The organism is Paenibacillus sp. 2TAB23, assembly GCF_052115165.1.
GTDB lineage: Bacteria > Bacillota > Bacilli > Paenibacillales > Paenibacillaceae > Pristimantibacillus.
On sequence record NZ_JBFRGD010000014.1, the window covers coordinates 62,059 to 79,233 of the forward strand.

The 17,175-nt window shown below is 44.3% G+C and carries 16 protein-coding genes and 2 pseudogenes; 15 read left to right on the forward strand and 3 right to left on the reverse strand.

Translation table 11 applies throughout. The features are described from left to right. Positions 1–219: 219 nt before the first annotated feature. The 5 genes from AB4Z29_RS19825 to AB4Z29_RS19845 all read left to right on the forward strand — a co-directional run bounded on the left by AB4Z29_RS19825 (position 220) and on the right by AB4Z29_RS19845 (position 2,907). Positions 220–1,629, forward strand: coding sequence for a glycosyltransferase family 2 protein (locus AB4Z29_RS19825; protein WP_441944727.1), 1,410 nt, complete (start codon positions 220–222; stop codon positions 1,627–1,629). A gap of 63 nt (positions 1,630–1,692) precedes the next feature. Further along, on the forward strand, positions 1,693–1,983 hold the full coding sequence (locus AB4Z29_RS19830) for a nucleoside-diphosphate sugar epimerase (RefSeq protein ID WP_441944728.1): 291 nt from the start codon (positions 1,693–1,695) through the stop codon (positions 1,981–1,983). 27 nt (positions 1,984–2,010) lie between these two features. Beyond that, a complete protein-coding gene (locus AB4Z29_RS19835; RefSeq protein WP_441944729.1) occupies positions 2,011–2,355 on the forward strand; it encodes a restriction endonuclease subunit S in 345 nt (114 codons plus the stop codon). Next, positions 2,355–2,669: a hypothetical protein gene (locus tag AB4Z29_RS19840; RefSeq protein ID WP_441944730.1), complete on the forward strand. Its 315-nt coding sequence runs from the start codon at positions 2,355–2,357 to the stop codon at positions 2,667–2,669. Before AB4Z29_RS19835 ends, AB4Z29_RS19840 begins: the two co-directional genes overlap by 1 nt. Continuing rightward, complete coding sequence (locus AB4Z29_RS19845) at positions 2,656–2,907, forward strand: hypothetical protein (protein WP_441944731.1); 252 nt, start codon at positions 2,656–2,658, stop codon at positions 2,905–2,907. Before AB4Z29_RS19840 ends, AB4Z29_RS19845 begins: the two co-directional genes overlap by 14 nt. Before the next feature lie 98 nt (positions 2,908–3,005). Here the strand turns inward: AB4Z29_RS19845 and AB4Z29_RS19850 are convergent, their stop codons facing one another. After that, entirely contained in the window at positions 3,006–4,013 is a 1,008-nt protein-coding gene (locus AB4Z29_RS19850; protein ID WP_441944732.1) for a ketoacyl-ACP synthase III, read from the reverse strand. 859 nt (positions 4,014–4,872) lie between these two features. Between AB4Z29_RS19850 and AB4Z29_RS19855 the strand changes: the two genes are divergently transcribed. Then, positions 4,873–4,965, forward strand: coding sequence for an AAA family ATPase (locus AB4Z29_RS19855; RefSeq protein ID WP_441944733.1), 93 nt, complete (start codon positions 4,873–4,875; stop codon positions 4,963–4,965). Between the two features lie 138 nt (positions 4,966–5,103). Next, positions 5,104–5,939: pseudogene (locus AB4Z29_RS19860) on the forward strand (IS3 family transposase); the annotation flags it as partial. Here the strand turns inward: AB4Z29_RS19860 and AB4Z29_RS19865 are convergent. Further along, positions 5,939–6,311, reverse strand: a pseudogene (locus tag AB4Z29_RS19865) (IS110 family transposase); the annotation flags it as partial. The pseudogenes AB4Z29_RS19860 and AB4Z29_RS19865 overlap by 1 nt on opposite strands. A 115-nt stretch (positions 6,312–6,426) precedes the next feature. Here AB4Z29_RS19865 and AB4Z29_RS19870 point away from each other — a divergent pair. The 4 genes from AB4Z29_RS19870 (at position 6,427) to AB4Z29_RS19885 (ending at position 9,338) form a co-directional block, all read left to right on the forward strand. Beyond that, positions 6,427–6,744 carry a helix-turn-helix transcriptional regulator gene (locus tag AB4Z29_RS19870; RefSeq protein ID WP_441944734.1) on the forward strand — a complete coding sequence of 106 codons (318 nt, stop codon included), beginning with the start codon at positions 6,427–6,429 and terminating at the stop codon, positions 6,742–6,744. A 59-nt stretch (positions 6,745–6,803) separates the two neighbouring features. Continuing rightward, a complete protein-coding gene (locus AB4Z29_RS19875) occupies positions 6,804–7,202 on the forward strand; it encodes a hypothetical protein (protein WP_441944735.1) in 399 nt (132 codons plus the stop codon). Beyond that, positions 7,183–7,416: an alpha-L-rhamnosidase N-terminal domain-containing protein gene (locus AB4Z29_RS19880; RefSeq protein WP_441944827.1), complete on the forward strand. Its 234-nt coding sequence runs from the start codon at positions 7,183–7,185 to the stop codon at positions 7,414–7,416. The genes AB4Z29_RS19875 and AB4Z29_RS19880 overlap by 20 nt, the downstream gene beginning before the upstream one ends. Before the next feature lie 470 nt (positions 7,417–7,886). After that, a complete protein-coding gene (locus tag AB4Z29_RS19885) occupies positions 7,887–9,338 on the forward strand; it encodes a cellulase family glycosylhydrolase (RefSeq protein ID WP_441944736.1) in 1,452 nt (483 codons plus the stop codon). A gap of 157 nt (positions 9,339–9,495) precedes the next feature. On the opposite strand, the gene AB4Z29_RS19890 is transcribed toward AB4Z29_RS19885, so the two are convergent. Next, positions 9,496–10,500, reverse strand: a complete 1,005-nt coding sequence (locus AB4Z29_RS19890) for a LacI family DNA-binding transcriptional regulator (RefSeq protein ID WP_441944737.1) — start codon at positions 10,498–10,500, stop codon at positions 9,496–9,498. A gap of 412 nt (positions 10,501–10,912) precedes the next feature. On the opposite strand from AB4Z29_RS19890, the gene AB4Z29_RS19895 reads away from it, so the two are divergent. The 4 genes from AB4Z29_RS19895 (at position 10,913) to AB4Z29_RS19910 (ending at position 17,175) form a co-directional block, all read left to right on the forward strand. Beyond that, a complete protein-coding gene (locus tag AB4Z29_RS19895; protein WP_441944738.1) occupies positions 10,913–12,274 on the forward strand; it encodes an ABC transporter substrate-binding protein in 1,362 nt (453 codons plus the stop codon). A 176-nt stretch (positions 12,275–12,450) separates the two neighbouring features. Next, positions 12,451–15,381, forward strand: coding sequence for an extracellular solute-binding protein (locus tag AB4Z29_RS19900; RefSeq protein ID WP_441944739.1), 2,931 nt, complete (start codon positions 12,451–12,453; stop codon positions 15,379–15,381). Beyond that, positions 15,381–16,304, forward strand: a complete 924-nt coding sequence (locus tag AB4Z29_RS19905) for a carbohydrate ABC transporter permease (RefSeq protein ID WP_441944740.1) — start codon at positions 15,381–15,383, stop codon at positions 16,302–16,304. The genes AB4Z29_RS19900 and AB4Z29_RS19905 overlap by 1 nt, the downstream gene beginning before the upstream one ends. 4 nt (positions 16,305–16,308) lie before the next feature. Then, positions 16,309–17,175, forward strand: coding sequence for a carbohydrate ABC transporter permease (locus AB4Z29_RS19910; RefSeq protein WP_441944741.1), 867 nt, complete (start codon positions 16,309–16,311; stop codon positions 17,173–17,175).

Below are 17,175 nucleotides of genomic sequence, written 5' to 3' on the forward strand. Positions count from 1 at the left end.
TGACTTTGGCGGCAGTCCTTTTTTAAAATACGGCAATACTCTTCGGTTCTGTATCATGGTCTCTCTATTCCTCAGCCTTCTCATACAGACATTCCAAATGCAGCAGCATTCGTTCCAAGCCCCATGATAAGTTGTACGGTTGCCGTTACGGATCATATTCCCTTACATACAATATGATGTTGAAACGCACGACTATATGACGGATTGGAGAGGTTGACGATGAGACGCAAAAAGAGGCCGGTCCGACGTCTCAAGACGAATACTGGTTTGCGAAGCAATGCTGAAAAGCGGATGGAGCGTTATAAGTCTGGACTAATTGAGGGCTATAAGCAAGGCGTGCAAGCAGGCTTAGAAAGCTATGAAGCGTACTTTGATGGAACGAGCATCATCATTCCAAGTCATAACGAGGTCAATTCTGTAAAAGCATGCATTGAAAGCATTATGGACCAGACTGATCTGCCTTATGAGGTTATCGTCGTTGATAACGGTTCTACCGATGGAATCGAACACTATTTGAAGCAATTGGACGGACAGGTCCGATATCGTATATTACCAGATTCATCAGGCTATACCGGTGCAGCAAACGTTGGTTTCATGATGGCAAAGGGGACTACGATTTTGTTGCTGGATAACCGAATCCGTCCGACTGAAAACTGGCTTGACAATCTGCTTGTCTGTTTGAATAGCGATTCCAGTATCGGCATTGTTGGACCCGTATCTGCTGGACTGACCGGAAAGCAGCACGTGGCGCTACATGAGGATGATATGGACGATATGCAGGAGTTTGCGAGAATGAATAATAAAAGCAATTCTTCCAAATGGCATCAAGTAGAGCGGCTATCGAGCAGCTGTCTGCTGTTCCGCCGGGAGCTGCTCGAAAGAGTCGGCTATTTGGACGAAGGCTGTACGGCAGCTCCATTCGAGTCGGCGGATTATGGCTATCGAGCACGCCTTCAAGGCTATTCGCTCGTTTGTGCGAGAGATGCGTATATTCATATGCAGCCAAACTCAAATGAATCGGAGGAGCATTTCGCTGATGAACGTGAACGACAAGCATCGATGGACATTTACGAAGGTGCAAGCACGTATTTTATGAGCAAGTGGAGCGGTCTTGATGAATCCTATTTCGAGCACGATGCTTTTGCACCTTCTATCCAAGCACTGATGACCGATGAGGAGATCAGTCAGGCGAAGAAGCTGGGAGAAGCTTTATTTTATCCGCAGCAAATGGTCGTCAAGGGTCTTGGCGAAACGTCATATTGGATTGATGGCAGCATGAGGAGACCCATTGAAGGACATTATGACCAAATGTCAATTCGGTTGTCGCAGCTGGATTTATGGAGATGGTCCGTTGGCGAGAAAATAGATGCTGAAAAGGTATACGTATATATGGAAATGCTGAACGATGCAGGAAATGAAAAATTGTACAATAAAAAGGTTTGCGAGTGTGGGGACGGCAGCAGCTACTATATCGAAAACGGAAAAAAACGAATGCTTTTAAGCCGACTGGCGGCAGAGGGCTGGGGCTTGCAGCATGACCTTAACAGCATAATTCCCAAGGAGGAGCTTGAAGCTATTCCGGAAGGACTGCCCATAATAGCACCTATTACGCTCCGCCAAGCTTTGTAGCTTGCTATAAAGTACCTATGCATCGGAGCCCGCATATGCTATAGGAGCAAGGAGGGGATTAGCATGCACGATTCGATTACGGAAATGATGCAGCATATGTCCCACGCAAGTGTACAGCTCGCCCGCGTATTAGAGGCAGAACGCCATGTAACGGTCCGCCTCTCTGAAAACGTACAGGCGATTCCCGATGAGGAGCCCGGCTTCGGCGGTCTAAACGGGATACTTGAACATTCGCAGTCGGTGGGTCAGAGCGTCGTCGCTTATTTAAATAGCTTAGCTGAGTTTCAGGAAACACTTGCCGCTCAGCTTACCTTTGTTATCCGAGAGCTAAAGGAACCAAGCGCGGAAGAATAGCGGAATTATGAGGAGGTATGGTTAGCGATGACCCGCGAACAGGCGTATTTGCGGATGCTGGAATCAACCGCAAATATGCAGTGGAACATAGCTATTATGCTGGAAGCCAAGGCAGCGGAGGCCGAGAAGATGCGAAGCTGGATTTGCAATCATTTGCACAGCCATAGCTTTGACTCCGAGCAGGCGCAGCTTGGGCAGTCCATTCAGATGCATGATCAAGTCATTGAGGTTATCGACGGTATCGCCAAGCTTAATCAAGGCATGGTTTTGATTCTAAAGGCGGTACTGCAGCAGGAGGAAGAAGTGGGTGAAAGCTATGGAGATGCTATACCTTCTTTAGGAAAAGGCTTCTCTTTCGGGGATAAAAACTAATGGTCAGTCCGCATAACGAACAGGAAGCCAAAATTGCGTTTTTGACCGCGCTTGCAAGAAGCCAGAATGCGCTAGCGAGCATGCTGGAGAGCATGGCGGAAATAGCCGATAGCTCTCCTAATGCGAGCAAGCTGCTAAGAGATAATGTCAGCACGCTGACAGCGATGCAAGAATCGATTGCAGAGGCGGTTACAGGCCTTGCCTGGCGTAAACGGATTAGGCGGAGGGGGAGACCTGCTCAGCCTTGGGTGCAGCCAAAGTTATCCATATACAGCGTTTCATGGTCAGGGGGTGAAGCGGGTGCTGAGAAATAAGAGAAGTACGGCTGCGAGCATAAGCAAAGGCTCGAAAAATACGCGCAAGACGACAGGCCGAAGAAGCATAGCTTCCCAAAAGACGCTTCTGCGCCGCAAGCCTGTTGCGAGAAAGAGGTTTACCCAGAAAGAAAATGAACGGGCGGAGCTGGGGCAAACCTTTAACGATGGTTATAATACCGGATTTGCCAAAGGCTTTGAAGATGGCCATCAGGCTGCTTATAAGAAACGGCAATGAGCTGGGGCAATAAGAAAAGCGGTAATGAGCAGGGCAAAAAGAAAAGCCATATTTCTTAACGTTCGGAGCGTTAAGGAATATGGCTGACTTGGCTTGTGTTATAAAGACCAGCGAAGGATGACGCCGGCTTGGGTTAATCCACCGCCGAAGCCATAGAGCAGCATAAGCTGGCCAGGCTTTACGGTACCTGCCCGAACGCCTTCATCAATCGCAAGCGGAATTGAGGCTGCGGATGTATTGCCATATTGTTTGATGCTGGATAAGGTTTGTTCGAGAGAGAAGCCGGTTCTCTCACATAGCGATTCAATGATGCGCAGGTTGGCGCTATGCGGTATAAACCAATCGATATCGTTCGTGCTGTACCCGCTGCGGTTCAAAAGCTGTTGAATGCCTTCTGCGACGTGACTGACGGCCCAGCGGTATACTTCACGGCCATTCTGTACAATAAAGCCGTTCGTTTGTATAGCATTCTCGCCAATGACAGAAGCTAAGCTGCTGCGATAGAGCAGATGTCCACGCGCACCGTCGGTTTTGGTGAAAACAGCCGAGACGTCTCCGTGACCGTCATCAGAGGCCTCCATTAAGAATGCACCGGCGCCATCGCCGAATAAAATACAAGTGGTTCGATCCGTGTAATCCGTAATTTTGGTTAAGGTTTCTGCGCCGAGCACTAATATTTTACGATGCGCTCCCGACAGCAGCAATCCGTTGGCCAGCTGGATTGCTGCTGCAAAACCGGCGCAGGCAGCTTGAATATCGACAGAACCAGTATGAATGATTCCATAATGCGATTGAATCTGCGAAGCAACGCTCGGAAAGACGGCATCTGGGGTCGAGGTTGCTACGATTATATAATCAACATCGGAAAGCTGCACGCCATAACGCTCAATCATGTTGTCAACGGCCCCGAAGCAAAGGTGGCTCGTGAATTGGCCGTCAGCGGCCATGCGCCGCTCCTTGATGCCTGTGCGCTGGACAATCCACTCATCGCTTGTTTCCACAAGCTTCTCCATATCAACATTCGTTACAATTCGTTCTGGTACATACGTTCCGATTGCGGTGATGACTGCGTTGGATTGAAGGTTAATCGATTGTTTATCGTTCATGGCGAGCACACTTCCTTTCAAAATTAGTACCAAGTACTAGTAGTTGATACTAACTTACTTGATTCTTTGCCAATTGTCAATGAAATGATGGGTGGTGACATAATTGTTGAGAAAGTTTGCAATATTATTGAAAGTTAATTTTCAAAAATTCAGATAATATTCATTATTGTTCATGAATATTCAAATCTTTTTTAAAGTGAATACTTATGATCTAATTATTTATTTTCGAAGCATATATGTACAACTCCTATAAATGGGTCATTTTAAACTTCGGTTAGAGCAGGTTTTTTGCTGTATAAGCCTAATCTTTGCCACGCATTCATGGTAAGAGTTTTCTAATTTTCTTCCAACGCATCATTTTATATGCATCTTCATTCATCGTTCTAATTCGTCACAGGAGCAAATACGGCTCATTTTCATCACGGAGTATCCACATAAGGCTGAAGGCGTATGAAAGCCTTATAGGTAGGTTTTCAGGCTTCTACAAAGGTTTTATGGTGTTTGAATAAGTCCCAAATGGTGGATTGTTAATACAATTTATAATGAGTTGCTAAGCTGAACCTTTTGCTTTTCGTGTGGTGACACGATCGATGACTATAACTATCTTGGTATGCTCTGTACCCAGTGGTTCTGTAGATTGGGCTTTAGACACTTGACTCTAAGCGGAGTGAAATAATGAAATCGCTTCAGCTTTGGAGTCGATAATTTGGTGCGATCTGAGGAAACATTATTTTCTTTCTCAAATGAGCGTGTATCCAGGTTAATGAGTGTTTTTTTGAATTCCTTTAATTGGTACATAAAGGAAGTAGGCGAAAAATGACGAATTATAAGGGAAAAGTGTAATTATGAGGCGATTAATATGCGAATTAAAAGAGTACAGGTTAGGAACTTTAGATTGCTTCAAAATGCTGAAATCACGCTTGATGAAAAAACAACTGTTATTGTAGGTTGAAATAATTAAGGTAAAACTTCATTTACAGAAGTTTTCAGACGGTTACTGTAAGATACTACTGGATCGTCTACACTAAGTTGGACATAAAAAAAGAGGACTAGTAGAATTAGTACATAAGGAAGAAGGAGCGGATCTACTATGTCCAAACAAAGAAGAACATTTACAATGGAGTTTAGGAAGCAGATGGTCCAACTATACGAAAATGGAAAGTCGAGGGCGAATATTGTTAGAGAGTACGACCTGACCGCATCCGCATTGGATCGCTGGATTGAACAAAGCAATAAATCAGGTTCCTTCACGGAAAAGGACAATCGAACACAAGAAGAAAATGAACTGCTTGCCTTGCGTAAGGAAATCCAACAGCTTCGGATGGAGAACGACATTTTAAAGCAAGCCGCGCTGATCATGGGACGAAGGTAAAAGTGATTCGCAACAACGCGCACAAATACCCGGTATCAGCAATGTGCAAAGTCCTGGAGCTGCCACGCAGCACGTATTACTACAAACCAGAAACGGCAGATACGGAAGAAGAACAACAGCTTGAAACGGCTATCATCGAGATCTTTACGAACAGCCGAAGCAATTATGGGACACGTAAAATCAAGGTAGAACTCAGAAAGAAAGAGATTTACGTTTCTCGCCGCAGGATTGGCCGAGTCATGAAAAAGTATGGTCTGGTCTCCTATTACACAGTTGCACAGTTCAAACCGTCAAAAAGCAATCCTAACGAATCTACAGCCCGTAACGAACTCAAACGTAAGTTCCAGCAAGATGAGCCTTATGCGGTAATCGTAAGCGATTTGACTTACGTACGCGTTGCTGGAAAATGGCACTATGTTTGCTTATTCGTTGATCTATTTAACCGCGAAATCATTGGATTCAGTAGCGGACCTCATAAGGACGCCTTGCTCGTTTACAGAGCAGTAGCAAGCCTCTCCGTACCTCTTGATCGCATTCAGATGTTCCACTCCGACCCGCATAGCTTCATAATGGACCTCATTTTATTCATCTTCTTGATCTGCACTATTATAGGCGTGCATCTCTTGAAACTCCGAATTATTCATGACCAAACTCATCGTGGTTATGAAGAGAACACGGCGAAGGCGAGATCGTCCGCGTTTGCTGATCTTCATTTGCCCCGTCCATTTGCCAGAACTCACTTCCGCGAGGTTGAGTCCGGCATATCGCAGCAACGCATTTCCATGAACAAATCCACTTAAATCCCCAGCCTCACCAAGAATATCAGCAAGTGAAATGACACTAATCCCTTTAACCGAGAGCATTGATTTTGCAAAGGGAATGCGTTCTAATACGGTTGAATTCTCCTTCTCAACGACTTGCAGTTGTCCAAAAGCAGATGTTCTGTATTAGGAAAGTTTACCTAAGCACAGTCGATAATTAAAAACATTAGACCTAGATTGTTGAATATTTTATTTGTCAGTCGCTTGATCCGTTACGGTCATGAAGATCAAGCAATGGATCCAAGAGCATTTCCATGAAGAGATTACCCGCGATACGATCGCAGCGATCGTTCAATTGAAAGCAGGTTACGTCTCCCGTATTTTTCGCAGAGAAACGGGGTATTCCTTGTCGGAGTATATTTTGAACGTCCGGATGGAGGAAGCGAAATGTCTTCTTTCCCAAACAAACTTGAAGATCAGCGCGGTCGCGGAAGCAGTCGGGTTCTCTCATTTTTCTTATTTTGCCCAGCAATTCAAAAAGTGCTGCGGCTACTCGCCTCTCGATTACCTCAAGTTGACTTTGATGCGGGATGAATAATAACGGCTTTCATATAGTGGAAAGGTGTGGTTGAGATGCGTTGGCAGAGGGGAGTTAGCATGGCGATCGCCACAACATTGACCGCGGCTTTGGCTTTGGTCGCCTCTTGTTCCGGCGGGAGCGCCGAATCGAAACCGAAGGGGAATGCTGCACAGATACCGCCCGACAACTCTTCGAATAGCATGTCGAATGTAACCGTCAAAGCCATGTGGATGTATGTCTGGTTTAAAGGAAAGAAGTGGGGTGCAGATCCGGTCACGAAACGTATTACCGAAAAAACTGGCGTTCAATTCGATTTTAGCGGTCCCGACGGTGACGACGATCAGAAGGCTAATGTCATGCTCATATTCGGAGACTATCCGGAAGTGATGTGGATGGACCGCGGGCCGACGTGGGACAATTATATCAATTCGAAAGCGCTGTTGCCAATTGACGTGCTTGCGGCAAAGTACTGTTGATCATGATTTACAGAAAGGGATCTACGAGGAGAAGAAAGTGCCTGATCAGGTACAGGTCACCTATGATGACGGTGTTGTCGAGATATTAGCGGCAACAGACGAATATTGGGAGCTGACTGACAGTCCGATTACTTTCAATAACTGGTATGGTGGCGAAGATTACGATGCCATGTCAGAGGTGGTTGGCTGGGACCTATCGGACATGGTCCGATAGGTTGAAACGATGCGATCTTCACATTGGGAAAAAGATCAGATTTAACGTTACTAGGCTTGAAAATACTTACTAGGCTTGTAATACCATAACAAATGTTTGTTTTGTTATTTATTATTACTATTGCATAACATATGTTATTTATGTTATGTTGTTGATAACGAAAAACCTGTTTATCATCCTTCTTAGATGCCTGAAATAGAAAACGACGAAGTTTAGCTCTCTAAATACCATCAAAAGCTTAAGAGGAATTGTTTTTTTTTGAAAGCGTTTTATAATTTGAACGGATGGAGATAGCTACTCGAAAAGCTCAGAAAGCAGTTCTAACTAATATGATGCAGGAAAATGCAAGCGGCAAGTTATGAAGGGGGTGATTCGCAAGAATAAATAGTAAAATATTTTTCTACTATCATCCAGATTGAACACTAAGAAGCAATGCAAAATATAAAAATAGTTGGAGGGATTTAGATATTATGATAATCAGGAAACTAAGAATGACATTTATGGTTGCAATTATTTTGGCTTTAGTTGTTCCATTTATCGCTAGTGAGCAAACCAGTGCAGCTAACGGATTTTATGTAAGCGGTACCAATTTGAAGGATGCCAACGGCAATAATTTTGTCATTCGTGGTGTCAATAACCCTCACGCTTGGTTCGATACACAAGCTTATAACGCTCTAAGCACAATTAGCTCCAAAAAAGTGAATGCTGTCCGAATCGTATGGTCGACGAGCGGCTCGGCATCGCGTTTACAGCAAATTATTGATCGCTGCAAGGAGCTAGGAATGATTGCAATCGTTGAATTGCATGATGTTACAGGCTCTAACAGCGCATCCGGTTTAAATGACATGGCCAATTACTTTGCCAGCAGTGCGGTGAAATCTATTTTGACGAGCAATGAAAAATATGTGTTGGTTAATATCGCCAATGAATGGGGGGATCACAGTCTCTCGGACATCGCATGGCGCGATGCTTATAAAACAGCAATTTCGACGATTCGAAATGCGGGCATCCATAATACAATTATTGTTGACGGTTCGGGTTGGGGACAAAATGCTTCACCTATAAAAGCATACGGCAATGCGCTTCTTGCGCATGACCCGGATCATAACATCATGTTCTCCATTCATATGTACGGTTCATGGAACGATTCCAGTAAAATTGGGACCGAACTCCAAGCGATCAAAAATTTAGGATTGGCTGTCATGATAGGGGAGTTTGGTTATAACTACAATAACGGAAACAATAATCTTGGCAGTCAGGTCAATGCTCAAGAGATTATGAATCAGAGCCAAGCTAAAGGAATTGGTTACATGGCTTGGTCATGGACAGGGAATGATTCGGGCAATGCTTGGCTGGATATGACGACTAGTGATTGGCAAACGCTTACAACTTGGGGGAATCTTATTATTAACGGAACAAATGGGATTTGGGCCACATCCGTAAAGGCAACTGTATTTAATGGAAGCAGCTCGGCCTTATACGATTTTGAAAGCGGTAATACGCAGGGGTGGACGGCCTTAAACGTTACTGGCGGTCCTTGGTCGGTTACCGATTGGGCTGCTACTGGGAGCAGCTCATTAAAGGCTGATGTCACGCTCGGCGGTGGTCAATTTACGCTGCAATATACAGGTTCAAACAATTTTAGCGGTAAATCCTCGGTTTCTGCTAAAGTGAAGCATGCTGCTTGGGGAAGCGTAGGAAGCGGTCTGCAGGCGAAGCTGTTCATTAAGACGGGATCCAGCTACACTTGGTACGATTCTGGAACGGTGAATATAAATGCAACGGGGACATCAACACTCACATTAAGTCTTTCCGGAGTATCCAATTTGGGCGATGTGAGAGAAATAGGCGTTCAGTTTCTGTCACCAACGAACTCCAGCGGAACATCTGCCGTTTTTGTGGATAACGTAGTGTTGCAATAACGATTCTCTCGTAACCTAATCTGTGAGATAAAGCGAGGCTGGCTGATTCTCTATTTTTGATTGAATGGAATAGGCTGACGGAGAGTTGGGAGACATCGAAAAGAAGGTTTATCTTTAAGGCTTAAACGCTTTAAAGAGAAACCTTCTTTAATATGCATTAACTTCTTACCATAACCTCAGCTTGAATAAGTATTTTCTCATAGCTTGTGGTGGGATTGAGAAGGCGCCAAAGCATTTGATCAACAGACCGTTTTCCTAGCAGCTCCTTATCGACATTTACGGTTGCCAAAAATGGAATTTGCGGATGCATATTATCGAAGCCGGTAAAAAAAAGATTTTCAGGTATCTCTATGCCTATATCCCTCAAGGTATCCAATGTGAATAATGCAAAAGTATCATTGGCGCAAACGAACACCTCAGGCAAGCCATGCTCTAAGACAGCAGCTTTAAACGTATCATGGAAAGTATCGATCTCAGGTCCCATTAGCGAGGGGATCTGTTTTAATTCGATATCATGGTCTTCAAGAGAAGAGCGGAATCCAAGATAACGTTCGTAAAAACTTTGTGCGTCTCTGATGTTACCTATAAACTGATAGCTTGTATATCCTTTTGAAATAACGGAACTCATAATCTCTCTCATGCTGGATAAGTTATCCGTAAAAATAGAATCGCAATGAAATTTTGGATCATAATGGTCCACCATCACGACCGGAATGCCTAATCTTTTGATGTCTAACAAAACAGGCGTGGAAATTGATCCGACTGTTATTATTCCCATAATTGCTTCGGGATTCAACAGAGAAAACATGGAGTCATCCGTTGGCTCAGTTAAGGTTAAAATGTTAATGCCTTTCTGGTTGAGTCTTAGGGATATGCCGTTAAAAATTGGACCCCAATATAACGAATCAGTATTCTGATACCGCACATTCGGAAAAAGGACAAGAATCGTGCCTGACCAGCTCCGCGATTCAATGTCCAGAAGTTCTTTTGGAACGGGTGCGGTCTGTGTATCCTTAAAAAAACCGAGCTGTCCTGCCGCTCTTAATATAATCTCTCTTGTTTGCGGGCTTACGCCTGATTTTCCGGATAATCCTCTAGAGACCGCGAATTTTGATAGCCCCGTATAATCAGCAATAGATTGAATGGTTACTTTACGCCTCATGATTGTCATCCTACCTTATTTTGTTTTCATAGTTTGTAAGATTATTTTCTCATCAATGAATCATTCATCTTATTTCATTAATGAAATTTCGCATTTTGTTATTTTGTTATTTGATATAATATAACGGGTTTTTTTGTAGATTACAAGCGCTAAATCGATAAAGTGTGTTCATTGAAGAAACTCGATTTTGTTATTTAAATAACAAATAAAAAACAATTGACCAATTTTGTTATCGATGATACATTTGTTATGCATAAAAATAACAAAACGAAAAAACGGAATAACAAAAAAGAATGAGGTGGTTACTAGTAAGGTTTGAGTTACGATTTTTTTCGTATGTTATGCAAGCGCTTTAAAATGGAATTGATTACTTTATACCAACTGATGAATGTAGAAAACGGGAGGTTCGGTCATGAGAAAAATACAAGGGTTATCTATTTTGGTGTTATGTTTCATGCTTATTCTTACAGCTTGCAGCGGTGGGAACGGCGGAAATAAAGGAACGAATAACGAACCAAAAGAAAGCGCCATCACAGATGCAACAGCAGCTCCTGAGGAAGCAACTGCGACGCCGGAGCCAGTGGATATGGGTGGCCGCGTGATCAGAATCGCAGCATGGTGGGATTTGAAGCCAGCTGGAACAACAACCTCTGAGAAAGAGCGACTAGCAAAAATTGAAGAAGTAGAGAAAAAATATAACGTTAAAATTGAATTCGTAAACGTTCCCTTTGAAGAATACATGCCTAAATTCACGGCTACCGTTTTGACAGGTGAACCGTTTGCCGACATCGTTCAAATGGAATATAAAGCAGCACTGCCTGCAGTTTTGAAAGGCCAACTGCTTCCGATTAGTGAATATACGACAACGGCTAATAATATAAACAATGAAGCAAACCTAATGGCGAAAGCTCCTCCAATTGCCGGCGAGGTTTATGCATTCGATAACCCGGGCGCAGGCGGAACAGCTATGCACTACAACCGGGATTTGTTCAAAAAGCTTGGGCTTCCCGATCTTCAAGAACTATACACTGGCGGGCTTTGGAACTGGGATAAGTTTTTAGAGATCGCTAAGTTGGCGACAAAGGATACAGACAATGACGGTAAAAATGACGTGTATGGCTTTTCCGGCTGGTCGACTGACATTTTTCGTAACTTCACTGCCGCAAACGGTGGGAAAATTGTTGACGAGGCGACTGGCGTTCAAGGCTTGACAGATCCAAAAACGATTGAAGCAGCTGAATTTATAAACCGTTTATACAATACGGAGAACGTTGTTAAAGTAAAAACAGGCGACAGAATGAATTATGAAGAATTTAATACCTTTAAAGATGGCGACGTAGCAATGTTTCAATCCCCTGCTTGGAACATCGGCGAATTAACCTTTGATATCGGCGTTGTGCCAATTCCAAACGGTCCGCAAGGAAGTCCGGAAGTAACCTATGCTAACCCAGGTCAAGCCGCGAAGTTTATTCCAAAAGGCGTTAAGGATGCACAGTTGGTTTACCAGATTTATGAAGAAACATTTGACATCACTCAAACGGAAGAGTTCCCTAGCCAAGAGTGGCTGGAGGGTCTCTATAATCATGAGGAAGACGTAGCCATGCAGCGTGATCATATCACTGGCACTGGGCAAATTTTGCTGGACGACGCTTATCCTGAATTTCCTACCGGAAAGTTTCTTACCGATATTCTTGTGAATAATCAATCGGTCACTGCGACTGCAGAGAAATATAAGCCGGAAGCAGAAGCTTCGATAGCCAAGCTTGGCAAGTAATCATACGCAGCGATTTTAATGTACAGGCGGGGGGACGTCTATGTAACCTCCCCCCGCTTGTACGATTACGCGGAAAATAAACGATTGAAGATACATGGTCATATATTTCACCATAAAACGTAAGCTTCCCCGCCTAAGGACGGAGAAACCGTTTACGCTTGTAAGGAGGACTACTCGTGATTAGCAATTTGCGGCTAACCAATGTAGCAAGGAAGATAGTCCCTTTTGTTTTGGCGGTATTCATTGCACTTCCTTCAGTACCTAAGGTACATGCAGTCGGAAGTCCGAATCTTGCTTTAACGGAGGATACAGCCAGAACTGAATCTAACAAAAAATCGTCCTATAATGAACAAAAATATCATGATTATTTATCGCAATATGAAGCGGCTGCGAGACCAGAACGAGTGATTATATTGGAAGCAGCAAAATATTCCCGTGTGGAAGGGACTGAATTTAAGAAGCTTGAAGATTTCGAGGGGATGGACGGAACCTCCCTATTAACAGGGGAATCGGGCAAAGTGGAATGGTCTGTCGATGTGGAAGAAGCGGGTTTATATCATTTGTCCTTGCTCTATTATCCTATTGAAGGGAAAAGCTCGGCTATCGAACGGGATTTGAGCATTGATGGAGAACGTCCTTTCAGGGAAGCTGCCTTCTTACAGTTTGACCGTATTTGGAACAATCAGAAGTCTCAGGTTGTACGAGACAACCAAGGCAACGAACTAAGACCAAAGCAAGTAGAAAAGCCAAGATGGAGCGAAAAGTCGTTTCAAGATTCAGACGGATATGAGAACGAGCCATTCCTATTTTATTTTTCGCAGGGCAAACATACGATTACGCTTGAATCGACAAGGGAACCGATGGTAGTTAAGCACTTGAAATTATTTCAACAGCCTACGCCATTAACCTACGATCAAGTGCTTCTACAATATGAAGCGAAGGGCATGAAGGCGACGGAGGGCCAATTGATAACGGTTGAAGGGGAAGCCTCGATTGCGAAATCATCACCAACCTTATATCCTCTCAGCGAACGTTCAAGTGCTGCTGTAACTCCGTATAGCGCTTCGAAAATAAAAATCAATACCATCGGCGGCCTAAATTGGCGTCTTCCGGGCCAATGGATGGAATGGGAAATCGACGTACCTGAAACAGGGTTTTACAATATTGCATTTAAGACACAACAGAATTACGTCAGAGGCATTTACTCGACTCGAAGATTGACGATCGACGGCGAAATTCCTTTTAAGGAAATGGAAAAGGTTGCCTTCCGCTATAAAAGCGCTTATCGGCTTGATGTGATGGGCGGTGATTCTCCCTATATGTATCGTTTGGCAAAAGGCAAACATACGCTCAGGCTCGAGGTTAGCCTTGGCGAATTCGCGCCATTAATCCGAGAAGTCGAAGGCAGTCTTTATAATCTGAATGAAATGTATCGAAAAATATTGATGATTACAGGAACGAAACCAGATGAATACCGAGATTATCAGATTGACAAGAAAATTCCTGACTTGCTTAAGGTATTTGATGAAGAAAGTGCACGTCTTAAAGAAATTGCCAAACAGCTTGTCAAATTATCCGGACAGTCCAGTGACCAAGAAGCTCTTCTCAAAACGATGGCCGTTCAATTGGACGAAATGATTGAAAAACCGGAGACGGTTCCTAGAAGGCTCGGGGCCTACAAAACAAATACAGGCGGACTTGGCACATGGGTTCAGCAGGCAAGGCAGCAGCCACTTGAGATCGATGCGATTTATGTAGCATCACCTGGAAAAAAGTGGCCGAAGAAAGGAATGGGCTTTACTTCTAAGTTGAAGCATCAGACATCGACTTTCATATCCTCGTTCTTCACCGATTACAACCAGATCGGAAATATTTCTGAAAATGACGAGCAAAAATCGATTACGGTTTGGATTGGAAGCGGACGAGATCAAGCCAACACCATGAAGGCGATGATTGATGAAAATTTCACTTCGGTGACGGGCATCAATGTCAATCTCAAGCTTGTTAATATGGGTACTCTTCTGCCTGCTACTTTGGCGAATCAAGGTCCTGATATCGCAATGCAAATCGAAAATGATTTGCCGGTCAATTTTGCGATGCGCAACGCTTCAGCCGATTTGACTCAGTTTGCCGATTTCGAAGAAGTAAAAGAACGGTTCCGTTCTAGCGCTATCGTTCCTTACAGCTATGATGGCGGAGTTTACGCATTGCCGGAAACACAAACATTCAACATGCTCTTTTACCGCAAGGACGTGCTTGACGAGCTGGAATTAGATATCCCCCAAACCTGGGATGATGTGTCTAACCTACTTGCCGTGCTTAGTAAAAACCATATGCAATTCGGTTTGCCTGTCGTCGTGCAGGCTGCTGTGCAGGGGCAGAATATTCCGCCTAACTCGATGTACGCAACGCTGTTGTTTCAAAACGGCGGGGAGCTTTACCGCAACGGAGGCAAAGAATCCGATCTCGATTCACGGATTGGAATTGAAACGTTCAAGCAATGGACTGAATTTTATACGGATTACAAATTAGAGCGTGAGTATGATTTCTCGAATCGCTTCCGTACAGGCCAGATGCCGATTGGGATCGCGGATTATACCACGTATAACCAGCTTTCCGTATTCGCACCTGAGATTCGCGGTATGTGGGGCTTCGCGCCCATACCGGGAACGATTCAACAGGACGGCTCCATTCATCGCGATGTTCCAAGCGGGGGAAGCGCGGTTGTCATGATGAAAAAAGCCAAAGACAAGGATGCGGCATGGGAGTTCATGAAATGGTGGACAAGCGAAGCGACGCAAACAGTGTTTGGACGGGAAATGGAAGGTTTAATGGGCGCCGCGGCGCGTTATCCGACAGCGAACATTAAAGCTTTAGACAGCTTGCCATGGCCTGTGGACGACTATGAGAATTTGAAATCGCAATTTGAATGGGTACAAGGCGTTCCGGAAGTGCCAGGCGGTTATTTTACGGGGCGGCATCTATTTAATGCCTTTTATAAAACGGTAGTCGGGCAAGTGGAAGCTCGCGAATCCATTATGGACTATGTCCAATATATGCAGGATGAGATCAGCACGAAACGGAAAGAGTTTGGGTTACCGCAATAATGAGGGGAGGGTCAAACGTGCAAAATTGGTGGAACCTGAAGTTGCGGGAAGTGAAAGCCAATAAGCATTCCTATGTTTTGCTGGCTCCGTACATGGTGTTGTTCGCCTTGTTTACCGTGCTGCCGGTTTTGGTGTCGGTCGTACTTAGCTTTACATACTTCAATATGCTCGAGTTTCCAAGATTTGTAGGATGGCAAAATTATACGCGATTATTTTTAGACGATGACGTGTTTCTCATTGCAGTGAAGAACACGCTGCTGTTCGCCGTCATTACCGGGCCTATCAGTTATATCGCTTGTTTTGTTTTTGCATGGATTATTAATGAACTGTCACCGAAGCTTAGAGCGGTCATGACGCTAGTATTTTATGCGCCGTCCATTTCCGGGAACGTATATTTCATATGGCTCATGATCTTCTCCGGTGACCGTTATGGCATTGCGAACGGAATTTTGCTCAAATTTGGCTTTATACTAGAGCCGCTGCAGTGGCTGAAAACCGAGGATTATATATTGCCGATCATTATCCTCGTCCAACTGTGGCTCAGCTTAGGAACAGGCTTCCTTGCTTTTATTGCCGGACTGCAAACGGTTGATAGAACGTTGTACGAGGCGGGTGCTGTAGACGGCGTTAGAAACCGTTGGCAAGAGCTTTGGTTTATCACATTGCCTTCGATGCGTCCGCAGCTCATGTTTGGAGCTGTCATTCAGATTACGACCGCCTTTGCGGTTGCCGACGTTTCAATAGCTCTCGCAGGTTTTCCAAGCGTGAACTACGCGGCCGAAACGATTGTTACTCATTTGATCGATTTCGGAACTACCCGTTTTGAGATGGGTTACGCTTCTGCCATCGCATCTGTCTTATTCATGATTATGGTGGGATCGAATCTCATCGTTCAAAAACTTCTTCGCAGGGTAGGTGAATGAGTACATGAACTTCACTTTTCGAATCCCAAGAAAACGGGTCAATCGATCGTTTTGGGGCAGCTTCTCGTTATTCGTTTTACTGACTGCGTTTGGAGCATTTATGGTCGTGCCGCTTATCTATGCGGTCAACAATGCGTTCAAACCGTTGGATGAAATTTTCATGTTTCCTCCAACACTATTTGTCCGCAATCCGACTATGAATAATTTCATTGACTTATTCGGGTTGTTGGGCAATTCCTGGGTTCCGTTCTCGCGGTACATTTTCAACACCTTTTTTATAACGGGAATGGGAATAATCGGTCATGTCCTGCTCGCATCGGCTGCCGCTTATCCGCTAGCCAAGCATAAGTTTCCAGGTAAAAGCTTTATGTTCAGCATCGTAGTTCTATCACTGATGTTCACGCCAGCAGTTACTGCTATACCAAACTATATGATTATGTCGTGGTTAGGCCTGATTGACACCTATTGGGCAGTCATCATACCCGCATTCGCTTATTCACTTGGTCTGTATTTAATGAAGCAATTTATGGAACAAATTCCCGATGTGCTGCTTGAAGCAGCTAAGATCGACGGAGCGAGCGAATACCACATTTTCTGGACCATTGTTATGCCAAATGTAAAACCGGCATGGTTGACGCTTATTATTTTGCTGTTCCAAATCCTTTGGGGCAGCGATGGCAATGGTTTCATTTACAGCGAGCAGCTTAAGTCGCTCCACTTTGCCGCTAACCAGGTTGTAGCTGGAGGCATTGCCCGCGCAGGAGCTGCAGCAGCGGTAGCGCTTATTCTGATGAGCGTTCCAATCACGCTGTTTGTTTTCTCGCAAAGCAGAATCATCGAAACGATGGCTACTTCTGGAATGAAAGATTAA